The sequence below is a fragment of the Sphingomonas kyungheensis genome, from assembly GCF_037120395.1.
GTDB lineage: Bacteria > Pseudomonadota > Alphaproteobacteria > Sphingomonadales > Sphingomonadaceae > Sphingomonas > Sphingomonas kyungheensis.
The window spans coordinates 66,452-83,529 of record NZ_JBBBDM010000011.1 but is presented as its reverse complement, the minus strand read 5'-3'; the positions used below and the strand labels follow the sequence as shown (position 1 = coordinate 83,529).

The following is a 17,078-nucleotide window of genomic DNA, read 5'->3' as shown; positions in this document are numbered from 1 at the left end:
TGCTTCACCTGCGCTCATGCGCGACAACACCCGTCGGTCTCTGGTCGCAGCTGGATGAAAGACAGGGGTCACGTCAATCCTGACGATCGGCGGAAACAACGAGTGGGTAGGCACTTCTCACCGTTTAAATGCGATCCTAAGTGCCTCATCAGATCACCGAAGCACTTCTCGCGCTCAGGTCGTCAGGGTGTGTCCACGCGATTCGCGGGCTAAGACCTCATTCCCAGCATCAGAACACCATCCGGGCGAGGACGCGGTTGAGCCGGAACGGCGAACCCTGTGTTGAGGTGCAGCCACCCGGGCGGGCATAGAGGCACATGCCGATGACGTCGCTAGCTGGTTCGCAATAGACCTCGCGATAGTCACGTGGGGGCGTACCCGTTTTGGGTATCGAGCCGACGATGCGGTTGTATCCTGATTGGTTGCGGGCCACGCTTTGCCAGGGGGTGGCGCCGTGTGCGGCAGGATCGGCGAACCAGAACAGTCCGAGCGGAGTAACCGGCCGCAAACCGGTGGTGCCCGGCACGTCGGCATAGCTTGCGCCATAGACCAAGGCGACGCCGCAGGTTCGCGGATCATCACGCAGCATGGCGAATATCCGGGATCCCGGTCCGCCTTGTCGACGGTGCGCCTGCGCGACCGGGCCGAACGCCAGCAACACAGAGGCGATGCCCCACCCCGCAATAAGGGCGATGCGGAGCTGCGGCCGCTCCCGCTCTCCCCAGCGGGCTACGGCGTGATCGATGATGTCGCACCACCCGATCGCCGAAAGGATGACGATCGTCACCACGGCCAGATAAATAAAACGATATTCCTTGTGTCCAATCAGCATATGGACGGCGATAGTCACTGCGGCCGCCCCGAGCAGCGGCGGGCAGGCACGCCAGCCAGTGCGCAAGCCTATGGCGAGCGGGATCGCGCAAACCAGCCACATCTGCAACAGCCAGGTGACATAGGTCAGCGGCGGCGACACGCCGTACCGCGCCGCGACACCGCTGACGATGTTCTGGCGGACGTTCTCGACGATCCAGGAGAAGGGGGGAGCGCCGTTCGCCATGTCGATACCGGCGCCCACGATAGCGCTCGCCAGCGCGCCAGCAATCAATGCGCCCCAAAGGCTCCAGGCGACGGGCTCGGTCCGCCACGGCCACCATGCGACGAGGACGAGCGTGGCGACGGCCGGTGCATAATGCGGTCGCATCAGCACCGCCAACGTTAGCAGTGATCCTGCGATCGCCGCACCGCGCCGGCTCGGGCGAGCGGCGGTGACGAGCACGGCAGCGGGCAGCAAGGCGGCGGTCGCGGCCGGTTCGGCAAGCGTCTGCACGCCAAGGTCTAAAAACTCGAACCAGGTCGCCGCGACGAAGCCGGCGAGCAATCCGGCGAAGGGCGAGTGGCGATGGCCGAGCCGCCATGCCGACCAGACGATCGACAGCGAGGCAGCCCCCATCGCCAGGCGTGGCATGGCAACCGGCCAGGGTCCCGCCGGCCCTAATGCTTCACCCAACGTCATCGGCGGGACCAGCAACGTCGGTAGCAGCCAGCTGCGCATGCCAACGCGCCATTCCCACGTCACCGCACCATCGCCTGTCAAAATCCGGTGTGCGGGCTCAAGATATTGATAAATGGCGTCTGGATGATGAAAGCCCGGTCGGAACGCCATGATCGTCCGCAGCACAGCGGCGAGCAACAGCAGCCACGGCAACGGCCCCGCCGCAAACCGGTACCATGGGCGGGCGGGCGGTGTTGATCCGATAAGGCGGAAAGTCATGCGGCGGAGCGTACCGGCCAAGAGTGGAGAAAAGCCTTATATCAGCCCCGCTCAGCTGCGGGACAGCGGTTCCTTCAAACCATGATCGTAGGCGCATCAACAGATAGCCTGCATCAGGCTGGATCGGTGTCTAAAATTCATTCAAAATCGAATTACGCGGGCATGGCAAACGCAATGCCCGAAGAGAGAGAGAGAGAGAGAGAGAGAGAGAGAGAGAGCTGCCGGCGAGTTCGTCTTAGCGTTCAGCGACGCTACGATATTGTTCGAGGCGGCAGAAGGCGTTTCTAGAAGGTACTAATTATCGTATCGTTTCTTATTGTGGCGGTAACGCCTCGCGCCTGCATCGGCCAGGAAGCAAGAGAACCGCAACGGTGTTTCGAAGCAGCGCCACGCCGGTTGCGTCATAGCCTTCGCCTGCGTATGTGAGCAGCACGGTCGACTACGATCGGCGCCGCTTCATGACGCAGACATTGCTAATTATGAGCATCTGGGCATACGGACGTTCGATGACCTTCGTGTAAGCTTGTATTTTGGTCAGGCCTCCACCGCGCGAGCAGCCGATGGCCGGATGCGAGTGCCGCCTTTTGCGTTAAATGCCTTGGGCGGAACTCAGCTCGAGACGCTGTCGACTCTGTTGCTCTTTGTAACCGCTCCTGCATTAATCAGCGGGTTGAGCCACTTGGATGGACGGCAGCCGCCGCATGTAGCGTTCGGAAGTGGCAATCGCGCTTTCCGTGATCGACGCCTGAAAGCGGGCTGGCCGCTCCCCACCCGCAGAGGCGTTCGAGCCCCCTGCCCTGCAGTCTGAACAAATGTCCGCTATCTCGCGGCCGTCGCCTGAACGCGGACGGGCGGCTTTCCACCCAGAAGTGTAGAATAATTCACATTTGTGAATAGTAATCCGTTAAAGTAAGTGCGCCCCCACCAGACGAAAGGGGCTGCCCTGTATGTTAAGAAGAAATATCTCGACCCGACAACTCTCATGTACCGCCTAAGGTGGCAAGATTCATGGCGCCGACCCACCACTCGAGGCGGCCAACCCTACCTGATTAGATATATTCATCGCTGCAGATGATATCAGTGTCCGTACAGAGGCTAGGTTTGTGTGCGCTCCAGGTCCATCAATGAATGGAACAGTGAGCGCCGCGCAAACCTGCCCTGCGATATAGATCGGGACCGCAAGATCAGTGATACCAGTGAAGATTGGGCTAGGTGTTACACTGCCTCCCTATCGAGAGATTTTGTTTAGTTCTTTCCCCAGAGCATCATCATCAATAGGTTGGCCCGACTCACGGATCTCGTCAATCATCAGCTGCCGTGCGTCTAGAGACTGGAATGCGAGCAGAATTCGGCCTGACGAGGAGCGATGAAGCGGCTGCCGATAACCAGGGCGCACAGCAAACCCGAAAAAGCCCGGCGCCTCTACGCCCGCGATAACGACCATCTCTACGCCCGATTCAACCGCCAAGTGACAACTCTGCCGGGACATGGAAGAAACATTACGCATTATTGGAAGGGCAGCCGCTACCAAGTTGCGGATAGGAGGCCACCCCATACTTATGACGTGGAGGCGGTTCGTTATACTAAATTTATTGTCATTCCTTGATATGTAACCAAGCTCTTCGAGAACCTGTAGCATTCGGTATATCTCACCGACTGATCGCCCTAGGCCGGTCGATATTTCCTCCGCATTCAGCTCATCGCGGGCCAGCGATAAAAATTCCAAGATCTCTAGGCCCTTAGTTAGAGCCGGCGCTTTGTAGAGGGGTTGCCTAATCATAAGTCGCGATACAAGCTTTAATCAAGCTCACAATAAAAGGAGTTTGCCGGCCACACAGCAGCAGGCGACGCTACAGAATTACAATCAACGATAAACAATGCATTTTCGGTGCGCAATGCAACTGCTTACTCCAGCGAAGTCGATAGCCCGGTTCGGGTCGGACGTGAGTGCCCGACCCGAGGAGACAGCCCGGTCAATAAGTCAGGCGTGCGATCACGCTGATTCGTCGATCGTTCAACACGTAAGACTGAGGACGGCTCGCAATGCCATAATACGTCCGGTTTGTGGTGTTGGTCAGGTTCGTGCCGTCCACCGTCAGCGCAAAATGTGGTGCTACAGTGTAAGTCACCGAGGCATCGAGCTGGCCCCTCGCCGCGTTAAAAATTGGGAGGTTGCCACTGCCGTTCCCCGCCGTAGTTACGACGTACTTGCTTCGCCAATTGTAGGCGGCACGTGCCGACAAAGGCCCGCGATCGTAGAAGCCGATTAAGTTGTAGCTGTACTTTGACAGTTGCTCGAGCGGGACCAGCAGGCGGTTTCCGGACGTGTCGGTTGCGCCCGGGCTTGGCGCCTTGCTGTCGACGAAGGTGAAGTTGGCCTGTGTTCCAAACCCCGAGAGCCACCCCGGCAGAAAGTCGAAGAAACTGTTCGCGCCGATTTCAAAGCCCTTAATCTTACCGTTATCACCGTTGACAGGCCGAGTGACCTGATACGTGTACGTATTGCTTCCGAAGCTGTAGCTCTCGGGGCCCGTTATGTTGGCTATGAAGCCATCGACCTTCTTGTAAAAGCCGGCAGCGTACAGGGATCCAGTTCGCGAGAAGTAGTACTCGAGTGAGGCATCGAATTGGGTCGCCGTCAGAGGCTTCAGATTCGCATTACCTGACGTCGCTACGCGCTGGCCGCCAGTGGCCACGAATTCGTTGATCGAGACGTTCGGGTTCAGCTGGGTAAAATCAGGACGGGTGAGCGCTTTCGACCCCGCCAAGCGAAGCTGCAGCTTGTCGGTAAGATGGAAAGTGAGGTTCACGCTTGGCAGGAACTTAGTGTAATCCGAGTTGACCGAGATAGGAACGAATGACACCGGACCATTGCCGAAGATCGGCTGACCAGTCGTCGCATCAACGCCGGTCTGCACCTGAGGCGAGCGGCTTTCGAAACCCGAGGTCCCGACCTTCGTCTTCACGACACGAAGCCCGATGTTCCCGTCGAACGGCACGGCAAAGTCGCTCGTGCCGAATCGTGCCACGCCATAGGCGGTATACGTCTTCTCGCTTTGGGTATTGCGATCGCTCGGCTGATAACCGACGCCGTTAAGGAGGGCCTGGGTCTGCGACGGATCAACATATGGGGCAAGCGCCGCGCGCGTGGCATCGTAGTCGAGAACGATGTTACGATCGAAGAAGATCGCGCCATCCGGCACACCTTGGTAGCCGCGATACACTTCGCCGCGGAAGGGGCGCAGTTCATAGAGCGACGATGCAAGCGGGCGGGTCAAACCGTAATAGGCGTAGGTGCTGCTGTCCGTCACCGCCGATCGGTCGGTGTAGCGGAGGCCGGCTGAAATCGACTTCAGGAAGCCGTCGAAGGTGTACTTCGCATCAAGGCGCCCGGCGTACTCGGTGCCTACCGAGTGCTCGATATGATCCAGATAGCCCGCACCTGAAGCATAGTTGGCGGGATCGGTAATCAGGCCGTTGCCATTCGCAGCGTTGGTGTCCGGCGAAATTAGCATCGTCGGGACGCCGTCACCGGTCGCCAGGAACAAGCTTTCCGCGGTCGAGCCGAGGATAACGATCGAACGCTGTCCGTCGGTCGTGCCGCGGATATATTGAAAATCGCCATTGATCGTGAGGCGATCGGAAGGAGTCCACTTCGCGTTCAGCGAGTAGTCGCTCGTTACCGAGTGACGGGTTTCCAGACTGGTATTAGCGTTGGTCGGAACGTTAACAAAGGTTCCGCTGCGGAAGTTGCCGTCCTCGTCATAGGTGAACGGCTTGGTGAAGTCCGGAGTAATGGGATTATCGCCGGTATAGGCGAAGTAGCTGTAGTCAGCATAACGGAACTTGTAGTCAGAACGGATGTACTCGCCCGTGAATTGCAGCGTGTCCGTAGGCTTCCATTGCAGGGCGACGTCGACGCCCAGGCGCCGTCGGTCGCCCAGGTATTCTCCGATGCCAACTCCGTGCGACAGATACGTGGGCTTGCCCGTCCGGCCCAAGCCCGCCGCTGTCGCCGCATCAACGGGGTTCACGAAAGTGCCGTCCGCGTTGCGTGCTTCGTTGAGCAGGTAGAACGGCTGACTCGAGATCTGATCCTGACGGAAGGCCGTCTGCTGGAACGCGACATCGACCAGCACGCCAATCTCTCCGATGCCGGTGTTCCACCGATCGGAGACGAGCAGATTGGCCTGGGGTTTGCTGACGCCGTACAGATCGTAGTAGTTCACCCCTCCCGAGGCGGAGAGCTTGAAGCCGTCGAAGTCGAACGGCTTGCGCGTGCGCAGGTTGATCAGGCCACCAATGCCCCCTTCAATCAACTCAGCTGACGGGTTCTTGTAGACGTCGACGCCGGCGAGAAGCTCGGAAGGAACATCCTCGAGGCTGAGCGATCGGCCGCCGCTTGCGGTGAAGATGTCCCGGCCATTGATCTCGGTGCGGACTTGGCTGAGGCCGCGGATCGCTACAGAGCTGCCCTCGCCGTAGCTGCGCTGGATCTGCACGCCCGTGACACGCTGCAACGCTTCGGCGACGTTGCGATCGGGCAATTTGCCGATGTCCTCGGCAACGATCGAGTCGACGATCTGGTCGGCGTTGCGCTTGATGTTCTGTGCGCTCTGCAAGCTTGCGCGAACGCCGGTTACGACGATGTCGTCATCCGGCACGCCGCTACCAGCCTGCTGGTCGGCGACACCCTGATCGCCGCTAGGAGAAACGGTGGCGCTCTGAGCCGCAGCGTCCGTTGCTTGGGTTGGTGTTCCAACAGGCGTCGAAGACGTGGCCTGAGCGAATACGGGTGTCGCCATGCCGATCAGCACAGCAGCTGCTGAGGCTCCGGTCGCCAGCTGGAGGCGGCGTAAACGGCGTGCGGCAACCAATCTCTTCATCACATCCCTCTCCTGAGCATCGGCCCCTGGTACGAAGCACTGCAATCGCGATAGACATATGTACGACATTATGAAATATGAAAAGAGCTTTTATTGGTGCATCATTCGAAAGACCGTGAAGCATGAGCTTGCCAGCCGACATCGAGAGAAGGTTCGTTCCGAACATGTCGTTGAAATTAAGCTGTATTAAGACCGCCACAGCGGCATTGATCAGCCTGCACGCAGTCACGGCCTTGCCGGCACTAGCGTCGGAAACGTCATACAAAAGCTCACCGGAGCGGCGCACGGCGGCGGAGCGCGATTGGGGACCGTGGCTCGGGCCGTTTCGTGCTAAGCTAGTCCCGGTGCTGATGCAGGACTTTGGCGAGCGCTACATCTATCGCGAGGCCAATGCCGCGCTTCCACCGCCGCATGCTGGCGAGCAACGCGTCGTCTTTATCGGCGATTCTATCACCGATCGTTGGAATTTGGCTTCGAGCTTTCCGGGAAAGGGATACATCAACCGCGGCATCGGGAGCCAGGTGACCTCGCAGATGCTTCTGCGATTCCATCAGGATGTCATCGCGCTGCATCCTACCGTGGTGGTTATCCTCGCCGGCATCAATGACGTGCAAGGCTTCCTGCAGCAGGAGCGGCCGGACCAGATCGAGGCGAATTGGGAAGCTATGGCTGATCTTGCCGATCAGCACCGCATTGCAGTCGTTTTCGGTGCCCTCCTGCCGGTCAACGACTACACCGAAGCTGCGCGAAACGTTGTCAAGGAGCGCAATCCAGCCGAGCTGCGTGTGCTTAACGCATGGCTGAGGGCATTTTGCGCACGGCGTGGTTATGCCTTTGCCGACTACTATGCCGCGCTAGTCGACAAGCGCGGCTTGATGGCGGCGCGCTACACGAACGATGGCGTCCACCCTCTCGATAATGGCTACGCGCGCATGACGCCGATCGCCGCAGCCGCCATTGCGCAGGCGCTAAGGAAGACACAATGACGTCTATCGATCGCCGTACCCTGTTGGCGGGAAGCGCCGCGTTGGGATTTCGCCAAACCGCCAGTGCCGTTTCTAACCCCCGCGCGACGCCTTCGGCCGATGCAGCGTTGCGGCCAATGAACGTGCCGGCGCCTCGAAGTTTCACTGGCGATTGGGCATCGCTAACGTCTGGCTACACGGCGCCAGACTGGTTCCGGGACGCAAAATTCGGAATATGGGCACATTGGGGGGCGGCGTCCGTGCCTGCTGCCGGTGACGACTGGTACGCCCGTGACATGTACCTGCAAGGCCATCCCTCATACCAACATCATCTAAAACATTATGGCCACCCTGCAGACCGCGGCTTCATGGAAATCCAAAACGCGTGGAAGGCGGAGCGCTGGGACCCGGCGGAATTACTCGACCTCTACAAGCGCGCAGGCGCGCGTTACTTCATGGCGCTGGCGAACCATCATGACAATTTGGACTGCTTCGCCTCATCCCACCATGGATGGAATTCCACACGCATCGGTCCGAAGAGGGATATCGTCGGCACATGGGCGGGGTTAGCTCGGGAACGCGGCCTGCGCTTTGCGGTGTCCAATCACTCCGCGCATGCCTGGCACTGGAACCAGCCTGCTTATGGGTACGACCCTGAAGGGCCTCGACGTGGCCAACGTTACGATGCGGCACGCCTCACGTTGGCAAATGGTCGAGGCACATGGTGGAATGGGCTGGATCCGCAACACCTCTACGGTGGCGCCTCGATGCAGATGCCCGATGGCATCGGCTCCCTTGCCGAAGCCAACGCTTGGCATGCTGCCACCGATGGCCTCTGGAACGAAGGGCCTTCGCCTGATCCGGCTTTCGTCAGCCGTTGGCTACTTCGATGCCGCGAACTGATCGACCGCTATGAGCCCGACATGCTCTACTTTGACAATCACGATCTACCGCTTGGGCAGGCCGGTCTCGATATCGCAGCCTACTTCTACAATCAAAACATGCAGCGCAACGGTGGTCGCCTGGAAGGTGTCTGCACCGCGAAGGAAACGCCGCCCCAGCGACGGATGGGCTTGGTCGACGTTGTGGAGCGTGGTCAGAAGAGCTTCATCGATCCATATCCGTGGCAGACGGAAACCTGCCTCGGCAACTGGTTCTACGGCGAGCAGTACCTCCGTGAAGATCGTTACAAGACCCCGGCAAAGGTCATTCATACGCTTTGTGATGTCGTCTCAAAAAACGGTAATCTGATGCTCAGCGTGCCAATTCGTGGCGACGGCACGATCGACGCAAAGGAGCGGGAGATCGTCGAGGAGGTTGGTATTTGGATGCGTCGTTACGGTGACGCGATCTACGGCAGCCGGCCCTGGCGCATCCACGCCGAAGGTTCAACCGGACCTGGGAGCGGGGCCTTATCTGAAGGTGGACGGGATAGCAGCTATACGGCCAAGGACATCCGGTATGTCCGCAAGGGCAATGCCTTGCATGCGCTGGTGTTGGGTTGGCCAGACGACGGAGTCGTCCGCATGACGCTGTTAGGCAGCTCGAACCCGGTCGCTCGAGGAAGCGTGGAACGCGTCTCGCTACCCGGTGGCCCGGCGCTGTCTTTTCGCCGGATGGAAGACGTTCTCGAAGTCTCGCTTCCTGCCGGCCTGCGAACGCCGATCGGATTGGCGCTGATCGTGAACGGCAGCGGGTTGGTTAATCGACCGAGGGATGCGGCTTCATAAGAGTTACCTTTCAATCCTTGGACGTTGGCGGAGTTTAACCTCTTCGTTCGAACGTGTGCGTCGATACTTGAAAATGATCGCTGCGGCTCGATGCTCCTTCGCGACAAATCTCCTGTTCGGCCACTCGTTGGCGGAAGCAGGTGAACCGCAGTTCACTAGGAGGCCCCAAGCAGCGCCCAACCCTATTTGTGGTCGACGGGCCGCTTACTACCACGCATGGACGTTCGAGCCCCCTGCCCTATCACCTGAACAATCGTCCGGTTCTGGCACTTGCCGCCCGAAAGCGGCCCGGCCGCTTCCCACCCAAAACGCGACGTCCCGTCCCCGCTTGCGCACCGCTTTTAGCGTCCCCTATGCCGGCACAATGGCAGGTTCGATCATCAAGCTTTTCAGCGGCGGCCGCCGCTTCAAGCGGTTCTGGGACAACCTTGAGTTATCGTTGCACGAGGCCTGCACAGTGGAACTCGCGCGTGATAATTCGCTGACGCAAAGTTCGCTATTCAGCCGCTTGCGACCCCGCTTCAGCTTAGTCCCTGTACAACTGGACCCGCTCCGCAGCATCACCATAGAGGATAGACAAACCTCCTATGTGAAGAACGGAGAACGCGTATCGGGCCACCGAGCAAGCGCCCACGTTCCGTTTACAGGCAGCCAGCTGCTTTTGCAGTTACGTCCCGAAGAAAACTATGATTTCGCTTTTCGGGGGCGTGTCACAAAACGGGCCCTGCACCTACAGACGTTTCTGCCGGATCTAGATGGACGGGAGTATGCCCGTGAAATCGCAGCTGAATTATTGCGGATTCAAGAGCCACTGCGGGAGTTCCGGTCCATTGTCCATGCATACGATATCGCGTTGGAGAAGCGGATCTGGGCCAAAATCCAGTCATATTAGTACCCTTAGACGTTATTGACGTATATCCTATAGACGTCTAACTAACGTCGGTATGGATGACGCCACCTTCCTCGCAAACTACGACCCGGCCGCCTTCCCGCCCCTGGCGGTTGCGGTCGACGTCGCACCCCTCACGTTCGCCAACGGCGCGCTTCACGTTCTGCTCAACAAGCGTGCCGAACAGCCCGCGCGCGGCCGTTTGGCCCTCCCTGGCACCTTTGTGCGTGCGGATGAGGAGCTCGGCGTAGCGGCTCAGCGGGCCTTGCGCGACAAGGCGGGTCTCGATGCGCCAGTGCGGCAGTTCCATGCCTTTGGCGCGGTCGACCGTGATCCGCGCATGCGCATCGTCAGCATCGGCTACATGGCCGTGGTTAATGCTGAGGCCATGGCGGCAGCCTGCGACTCGCTTGGCGGATGCGAGCTACTCGCCATCACCGGTGGCAGCGTGCGCACCGCGGCCGGGCGCCGCGCCACCTTGCCCTTCGACCATGATGCCATCATCGCCCGCGCGCTGTCGGATCTCCGCCGCGACCTCGACCGCGATGACTGGGCCTTTGGCCTGCTCGCGGCCACCTTCTCACTGCGCGAATTGCAGGCGCTCCACGAGGCTATTCGTGGCCAGACGCTGAACAAGCCGGCGTTTCGCAAACGCCTCATCGAAAGCGGCCGCCTCGAAGCCACCGGAGAGATGGAGACCGGCAAGGGCTTTCGGCCGGCCGAACTGTATCGCGCAAGGAGAAGCGATCATGCCACAGACTAAACCGATGCGCGGCCAGACAGCCAAAGCGCGTACCAGCGTGTCTCACCCTCTGCAGATTGCGATCGTTGCCGCAGGTCCGGGGCTTGGCAGCGTTGGCATCACCTTCTGCCCCGGCAAACAGCAGCCGCATAGCGCCACGGGCGCTTGGGCACGCGACCTTGCTCTTGATGTTGCGGCTATCGTTGACTGGGGCGCCGCAAGTGTCATCACGCTGGTGGAGGACCACGAGCTAGCCGCCCTCGGCGTTACGGGGTTGGGGACAGCAGTGCAGGCCGCCGCGATGGAGTGGCACCACCTTCCCATCCGCGATGTGTCCTTGCCCTCACCTGCATTTGAAACGGCGTGGGCTGCTATGGGACCAGGCATTCGCGACCAGCTGAGAGCTGGCTTCAACGTGCTGGTGCACTGCAAGGGCGGTCTCGGCCGCGCAGGCACAATTGCCTCGCGCCTGCTTGTAGATCTTGGCTGGTCACCCGCCGCGGCTTTGTCCGCCGTTCGTGGGGTACGCCCCGGTGCGGTCGAGACCAAGGCACAGGAAGCCTATGTGCTGGCGCTAACGCCGCTACCGCAAGCGCAGCCAGATCGCTCGGCGGCCAGCATTCGCGACCGCAGCCTTGGCGCGATGCTGGGACTGGCAGTGGGCGATGCAGTTGGGACAACACTGGAGTTTGCCCGGCGCGATAGCGGCGTGGTGGTGTCTGATATGGTCGGCGGCGGCCCCTTCAAGCTTCGCGCAGGCGAATGGACCGATGACACGGCAATGGCGCTCGCGGTTGCCGACAGCCTCGGTGAAGCGCCCGACCTCGATGCCCGTGATCTGATGAGCCGCTTCGTCAGCTGGTGGCGCGAGGGCGAATATAGCTGCACCGGTCGCTGTTTCGATATCGGGGTCACCACCCGGCAGGCGCTGGCGCGCTTCGAGCGGGATCTCGACCCTTATGCCGGCAGCGATGATCCGATGAGCGCTGGCAATGGCTCGCTGATGCGCCTTGCTCCTATCGCCGTGCGCCACTGGCGCGACCGCACGAAGCTCGCCGACGTTGCCGCACGGCAAAGCCGCACCACCCATGCCGCACCGGAAGCCATCGCTGGCTGCGTCGCCTACGCCGAACTGCTGGCTGACGCACTCTCAGGCATGGCACGTCACGATGTACTGGCTGCAAAGCGGAGCAGCGATGCACCCGCTATTGCCGCCATTGTAGCAGGCAGTTGGCGGGGCAAGCCGCGCCGCGACATCCGCTCGTCAGGCTATGTCGCGCATTCGCTCGAAGCGGCTTTGTGGTGCGTTGCTCGCACCTCCAGCTTTGCCGATGCGGTGCTGCTTGCTGCCAACCTTGGCGACGACGCCGACACGACTGCCGCCATCACCGGGCAGCTTGCTGGTGCGCTCTACGGTGCCAGCGCCATCCCGGAGCATTGGCTGGGGCGCCTCGCCTGGCGCAAAAGACTCTGCGACGCTGCGGACCGGCTCATAGCTGCGGGCGAAGGAGAATGAGCAAGGCCATGCCGGCCACGCCGGCACCATGGCCGCTGAGTTCCGGAGCATCGGACAACAGTGCGCGCTGGTCAGAACTATTCGGGTGTCCGGCACCTCAGCGACTGCCGAACTTGGTCGAGCAGGCGGTTGCATGGCGTGAGCAGGCCATGCTGCATGGCGATGTTTCGCCGGCCATCGCGCACGACCTCCAGCTTGCTGCCGAGCATGCGCTGGCACGGCGGGGTCTTGCTGAAAAGGGTGGCACCTCCGCTTTATACAAAGCCAGCAGCTTGGCACCGGCTATGATCGACGGCGCTGACGTCGCCGGTTCGATATCACCGCCAGATACAATGGCATTGCGGAAAAAGGCGTCTTCCTCCTCAGGCAGTCGCACTGCCGCCCGCACGACCGCCCTCCCCCCAGCGGCGAGCCAGCTGCTGCCCGGTAGCCAGCTCATCAAGGCGTACGGCGGCCGCAACCACATCGTCGCCGTCGAAGAAGGCGGCTTCCGCTACGAAGGGGCCGTATTCAGCTCACTGTCGGCAATCGCCAAGCATATCACCGGCACCCATTGGAACGGCCTGCTCTTCTTTGGTCTGAGGAAGCGCCGCAGCTATCCGCCAAAGCCTCGCCGTCATGGCTGAGCCGACGATCCGCTGTGCGGTCTATACCCGCAAGTCGAGCGAGGAAGGCCTGGAGCAGTCCTTCAACTCGCTGCACGCGCAGCGTGAGGCGTGCGAGGCCTATATCGCCAGCCAGAAGCATGAAGGCTGGCAGCTCATCCCCACCGCCTATGATGATGGTGGCTTCTCTGGCGGCAGCATGGAACGGCCGGGCCTGAAGGCGCTGCTTGCCGATGTTGAAGCCGGGCTCATCGACACCGTCGTTGTCTACAAGGTTGACCGGTTGACCCGCGCACTGTCGGACTTTGCTCGCATGGTCGACCGCTTTGATGCACGCAAAGTTTCATTCGTCAGCGTGACACAGGCGTTCAACACCACCACGAGCATGGGCCGGCTGACCCTCAACGTCCTGCTGAGCTTCGCCCAGTTCGAACGCGAGGTGACCGGCGAGCGCATCCGCGACAAGATCGCCGCCTCAAAGGCCAAGGGCATGTGGATGGGTGGCGCCGTGCCGCTTGGCTATGACGTCGTCGACCGCCTGCTCGTCATCAACGCTCCCGAAGCCGAGCAGGTGCGCGACCTGTTTCGAATGTACCTCAAACACCGCAACGTCGATGCGCTTGTCGCGGCTGCCGACGCGGCGGGCATCCGCTCGAAGTCGCGTGTCTCTGCCAGCGGTCGGACGTCAGGCGGCAGCAAGCTTGGCCGGGGCTCGCTGTACAGCATCCTTGCCAATCCGATCTACGCCGGGGAGATCGGCCACAAGGGCAAGCGCTTCCCCGGGCAGCACGAGCGCATCGTCCCAGCTGACCTTTATGATCCCGTGCAGCAGCTCCTCGCGACGAACCGCCGTAAGGCGCTTGGGTCAACGTCGACAGGGTCGGGGCTGATCCTGTCTGGGCTCGTCCATGATGCTGCTGGCAACAGGATGACCGCGACGCATACCGGCAAGGCCAACCGTCGCTATTGCTACTATGCCTCCGCCATGACCCGTGTGCCGTCGGGTGACCTCGACAGCCTCGTTCTTGGCGAGCTGCAAGACACGCTTGCCTCCCCTCCCCGCCTTGCCACCGCACTGCCTAGCTTGGAGCTCGTATCCCCTACAGTCATTGCCAAAGCCGCCGCGCTGGCCACGCGGCTCGCCGGCAACGATACAGCGGCGAAGCACAAGCTGGTTGGTGATATGGTCGAGCGGGCGGACGTCACCGAAGCCGGCGTTACGACCACCTTCCGCCTAGAGCCGCTTGGCCTCGCCGGAAAGACCGGCTGCATCGTCACGCAAGCCACCCTTGGCCGGGCAAAAGCTCGGCTGAGCCTGGTTGTGCCAGGGCACTGCAACCCGAAGCCGGATAGCAGCCTTATCGCCATAATCGCGCAAGCGCGCGGCTGGCTGGGCGAGCTGACCAGCGGCCGGCAGACTTCCATTCATGGGGTGGCAAAGGCTTCTGAAGTGACACCTGCTTACATCAGGCAGCATATCGGCGCAGGCTTCCTAGCGCCTGATCTCGTCACCCGCATCGTTGAAGGGCGTCAGCCAACGTGGCTGACCCTCACCCGCCTGACCGACATGCTGCCACTGCCGGCGGATTGGTCGGCGCAACGCGCGCTCTTTGCCGCACAAAACTGACGCTTTTGCGTCGTTTTCGCTTGCGTCTTTTCAGACGTCAGACGATCACCGTGCCGCTCCCGAGATACGCAGGAGCGGGGCGTGGAAACCTCGATGTACAAACTCGGTCGCGAAGCAATTCGGGGCCGGGTGGCATGCGCGCATGTCCAGCCGGCTTGCCGGTAAAGGCGCATGCGCCTGTGTGTACACCAGGTTTCCAACATCCGGCTTTGGCCGTCGCCCCGAGAGGAACATAGGGGCGACCATCGGCGAAGCTGCGCGAGGCGCCCCGCAATAGGGGAGTGTCTCATGAGCAATAGAACAAGAACCATCACTCTTATGCTGCCATTGATGATGAGCGCCTGCATGCAGGCCACGTCGGTCAACGGCATGCAAAAGCGAGAGCCCGTTTTGGTCGCCGACAGTCCGCGCGATGGCACTGCCATCATCACCTGCGTGTCTGCCGCTTGGCTGAAGCTTGGCGGCGCTACACCAAAGTCGGTGCCGCGGGAGACCGGTGCCATGCTGGTCCTGGGCGACAATTTCCCGCTCCTTATGGTGCAAACAACGCCGACCCCGACCGGCACCCACCTCGTCATGCATCAATTCAAGACGGTATGGTCCGATAACGATCGTCACCGGGTCGAGGAGGTGCGCGCATGTCTGTGAGCGAGCACCAGGGCGGCCGCCGGTTGCAGCGCCGCCAGCGCTACTTCGATCCAATGCGTGTCACCGCCATCTACGAGAACCCGGCCACCGGCTGGCGCGAAGCGGTGCCGACACTTGCCTGGGTTTGGCTACTGCTGTTCGGCGGCTTCTACCTCGCAATCCGCGGCCTCTGGCGTGAGGCACTGATCATGTTGGTCGTGATAGTCGCCACCGTGATGGTCTTCGCACCCCTTCTGGTCATCGTCATGCCGGCATTCTGGATCAGTGCCGCGGTGCGCTCGCAGAATATCTTCCAGAACCACTATATGCGCGCCGGATGGTACGAGATCGATCCGTGGCAACAGGATGATGAGGCGTAAACGATCAGGTCGCCGGCATCGGCCCTCGTGGAAGCTTGCTGGCGATCCCCACCAAAACAACAAAAATGAGGTTATGCCCTCTGTAGCCGGCGCAGATTGTGCCTCACCCAGCTAAGCGCCAAATCGTGACGCGAACCGTTGAACAAGGTGAGGGCTTCCTCGACCCGCGCTAGTCGGCAGCTGACCTCGTCACGGGCCGACTCGAGGTCAGCGTGTGGGTCTGACCTCCCTTCCAGCGAGGGTCGCACCCGCAGCATGATGATATACTCGTCGAGCACAGCCTGCAGGACACGCCTGTACGGCTTGGTACCGGGACCAACGCGCCACAGCGTTGGGTCACCGGTATAGGTTGCCGTCACGACGTACTCAGGGCGGCCCGCCTCCCCAATTATGCATGTCACGTCGCTCCAGGCGCTGGTGATGACCAGCGGCCGAGTGACCAGCCGCTCGGCAAGCAAATTGGCAAACTCCCGGACCGTGATGCTGGCCTTAGTACCCGCCTCCTTCCTGAGACCCCGCACCAGCTGCCTCGCGCAGTCAGCTTTATGGCGAGTAAGCCATGGAGAGAGAGGACGGTCGAGGATCAGCGAGCCGATCAGCTCGCCAGGCGTGACCGACTCACATGTCGGTGGCAGAGGTCGGAAAAACGCCAACCCTGCATCAGAGCTGTCAGCAACAACGTCGTCGACTCGCGGAGCGCCTTGCCTCGCCTCCTCGTCGATCTCGGCTGCAACGCCTGTTGCGGGCCAATCTACATAGGTCCGAAACAGCAACTCCTGTGGCAGCGAGGTAAACCCTTCGCGCGCAAGTTCGCGGTTGATGCGATCGAGGTGCCGTTGCTGGTTATGAAACCAGCGTCTGCGCTGATCTTGCTGGGGGACCTCTTGCAGCATAGCAAGCATAACATCACGGTTGTGGATACGCTTGTTTACAGATCCAAGTCTTTGTGTTAAGTAGACTAGATCATGGCAACCTCTGCACGCCCATCGCTCCGCTACGTAGAAGAGCTTCTGCGTTGGCGCCTGACATCCAAGGCAGACAAAGCTTGGACGAACGACGTTCGGATTTCTTCGACTGCCGGTGATATCGACATGCAGGACGTCATCTTTGGCAGCTATGTTGGCGCTGCCAGCCATATGATAAGCAAACCTGGCGCTCGCCTGCTCCAAGGCGACAAGCTGCCCACGCCCCACCAAGACGCCGCGCTCGTTCCGCCATTCGCACCTACCGTTGCCGGCACGCCAGCTTCGCAGCGCCTGCAAAATGTCGAGAGCCGGGAAGGCCTCGCAATGAGGCTTGCCGCGCCTGGTGCTACGCTGACCCAAAACTTCGCTCCCGCA

Annotated in this window: 13 protein-coding genes; 9 read left to right on the top strand and 4 right to left on the bottom strand. The window is 60.8% G+C overall.

Going from position 1 to position 17,078, the window contains the following annotated elements:
- Positions 1-229: 229 nt before the first annotated feature.
- The 3 genes from V8201_RS16245 to V8201_RS16240 form a co-directional block, all read right to left on the bottom strand.
- Entirely contained in the window at positions 230-1,705 is a 1,476-nt protein-coding gene (locus tag V8201_RS16245) for a glycosyltransferase family protein (RefSeq protein ID WP_271299850.1), read from the bottom strand.
- 1,294 nt (positions 1,706-2,999) lie between these two features.
- The gene (locus V8201_RS19055) at positions 3,000-3,551 is read right to left on the bottom strand and encodes an IclR family transcriptional regulator (RefSeq protein ID WP_373276494.1); all 552 of its coding nucleotides are present in this window, start codon (positions 3,549-3,551) and stop codon (positions 3,000-3,002) included.
- 193 nt (positions 3,552-3,744) lie between these two features.
- Positions 3,745-6,657, bottom strand: coding sequence for a TonB-dependent receptor (locus V8201_RS16240; protein ID WP_336545959.1), 2,913 nt, complete (start codon positions 6,655-6,657; stop codon positions 3,745-3,747).
- Positions 6,658-6,779: 122 nt separating this feature from the next.
- Between V8201_RS16240 and V8201_RS16235 the strand changes: the two genes are divergently transcribed.
- The 9 genes from V8201_RS16235 (at position 6,780) to V8201_RS16195 (ending at position 15,738) form a co-directional block, all read left to right on the top strand.
- On the top strand, positions 6,780-7,643 hold the full coding sequence (locus V8201_RS16235) for a GDSL-type esterase/lipase family protein (RefSeq protein ID WP_336545958.1): 864 nt from the start codon (positions 6,780-6,782) through the stop codon (positions 7,641-7,643).
- The gene (locus V8201_RS16230) at positions 7,640-9,352 is read left to right on the top strand and encodes an alpha-L-fucosidase (RefSeq protein ID WP_271299847.1); all 1,713 of its coding nucleotides are present in this window, start codon (positions 7,640-7,642) and stop codon (positions 9,350-9,352) included. Before V8201_RS16235 ends, V8201_RS16230 begins: the two co-directional genes overlap by 4 nt.
- A gap of 364 nt (positions 9,353-9,716) precedes the next feature.
- Positions 9,717-10,244 carry a hypothetical protein gene (locus V8201_RS16225; protein WP_336545957.1) on the top strand — a complete coding sequence of 176 codons (528 nt, stop codon included), beginning with the start codon at positions 9,717-9,719 and terminating at the stop codon, positions 10,242-10,244.
- Between the two features lie 52 nt (positions 10,245-10,296).
- Positions 10,297-11,004 (top strand): NUDIX hydrolase, encoded by a 708-nt coding sequence (locus tag V8201_RS16220; RefSeq protein ID WP_336545956.1) that lies wholly within the window; start codon positions 10,297-10,299, stop codon positions 11,002-11,004.
- A gap of 4 nt (positions 11,005-11,008) precedes the next feature.
- Positions 11,009-12,499, top strand: coding sequence for an ADP-ribosylglycohydrolase family protein (locus V8201_RS16215; RefSeq protein WP_336545955.1), 1,491 nt, complete (start codon positions 11,009-11,011; stop codon positions 12,497-12,499).
- Positions 12,496-13,125 carry a DUF2924 domain-containing protein gene (locus V8201_RS16210; RefSeq protein WP_336545954.1) on the top strand — a complete coding sequence of 210 codons (630 nt, stop codon included), beginning with the start codon at positions 12,496-12,498 and terminating at the stop codon, positions 13,123-13,125. Before V8201_RS16215 ends, V8201_RS16210 begins: the two co-directional genes overlap by 4 nt.
- Positions 13,118-14,731 (top strand): recombinase family protein, encoded by a 1,614-nt coding sequence (locus V8201_RS16205; protein WP_336545953.1) that lies wholly within the window; start codon positions 13,118-13,120, stop codon positions 14,729-14,731. The genes V8201_RS16210 and V8201_RS16205 overlap by 8 nt, the downstream gene beginning before the upstream one ends.
- A 288-nt stretch (positions 14,732-15,019) precedes the next feature.
- Positions 15,020-15,379: a hypothetical protein gene (locus V8201_RS16200; protein WP_336545952.1), complete on the top strand. Its 360-nt coding sequence runs from the start codon at positions 15,020-15,022 to the stop codon at positions 15,377-15,379.
- Positions 15,370-15,738: a DUF2628 domain-containing protein gene (locus tag V8201_RS16195; RefSeq protein ID WP_336545951.1), complete on the top strand. Its 369-nt coding sequence runs from the start codon at positions 15,370-15,372 to the stop codon at positions 15,736-15,738. Before V8201_RS16200 ends, V8201_RS16195 begins: the two co-directional genes overlap by 10 nt.
- 71 nt (positions 15,739-15,809) lie before the next feature.
- On the opposite strand, the gene V8201_RS16190 is transcribed toward V8201_RS16195, so the two are convergent.
- On the bottom strand, positions 15,810-16,874 hold the full coding sequence (locus V8201_RS16190) for a hypothetical protein (RefSeq protein WP_336545950.1): 1,065 nt from the start codon (positions 16,872-16,874) through the stop codon (positions 15,810-15,812).
- Positions 16,875-17,078: the final 204 nt, after the last annotated feature.

What these genes read in the sequence shown, in the direction of transcription:
- V8201_RS16210 (WP_336545954.1), top strand. Translation starts at nt 12,496, where the DNA reads ATGAGCAAGGCCATGCCGGCCACGCCGGCACCATGGCCGCTGAGTTCC.
- V8201_RS16205 (WP_336545953.1), top strand. Translation starts at nt 13,118, where the DNA reads ATGGCTGAGCCGACGATCCGCTGTGCGGTCTATACCCGCAAGTCGAGC.
- V8201_RS16190 (WP_336545950.1), bottom strand. Translation starts at nt 16,874, where the DNA reads ATGGCTGGCAGCGCCAACATAGCTGCCAAAGATGACGTCCTGCATGTC.
- V8201_RS16225 (WP_336545957.1), top strand. Translation starts at nt 9,717, where the DNA reads ATGGCAGGTTCGATCATCAAGCTTTTCAGCGGCGGCCGCCGCTTCAAG.
- V8201_RS16215 (WP_336545955.1), top strand. Translation starts at nt 11,009, where the DNA reads ATGCGCGGCCAGACAGCCAAAGCGCGTACCAGCGTGTCTCACCCTCTG.
- V8201_RS19055 (WP_373276494.1), bottom strand. Translation starts at nt 3,551, where the DNA reads ATGATTAGGCAACCCCTCTACAAAGCGCCGGCTCTAACTAAGGGCCTA.
- V8201_RS16195 (WP_336545951.1), top strand. Translation starts at nt 15,370, where the DNA reads ATGTCTGTGAGCGAGCACCAGGGCGGCCGCCGGTTGCAGCGCCGCCAG.
- V8201_RS16230 (WP_271299847.1), top strand. Translation starts at nt 7,640, where the DNA reads ATGACGTCTATCGATCGCCGTACCCTGTTGGCGGGAAGCGCCGCGTTG.
- V8201_RS16240 (WP_336545959.1), bottom strand. Translation starts at nt 6,657, where the DNA reads ATGAAGAGATTGGTTGCCGCACGCCGTTTACGCCGCCTCCAGCTGGCG.
- V8201_RS16235 (WP_336545958.1), top strand. Translation starts at nt 6,780, where the DNA reads ATGAGCTTGCCAGCCGACATCGAGAGAAGGTTCGTTCCGAACATGTCG.
- V8201_RS16200 (WP_336545952.1), top strand. Translation starts at nt 15,020, where the DNA reads ATGAGCAATAGAACAAGAACCATCACTCTTATGCTGCCATTGATGATG.
- V8201_RS16220 (WP_336545956.1), top strand. Translation starts at nt 10,297, where the DNA reads ATGGATGACGCCACCTTCCTCGCAAACTACGACCCGGCCGCCTTCCCG.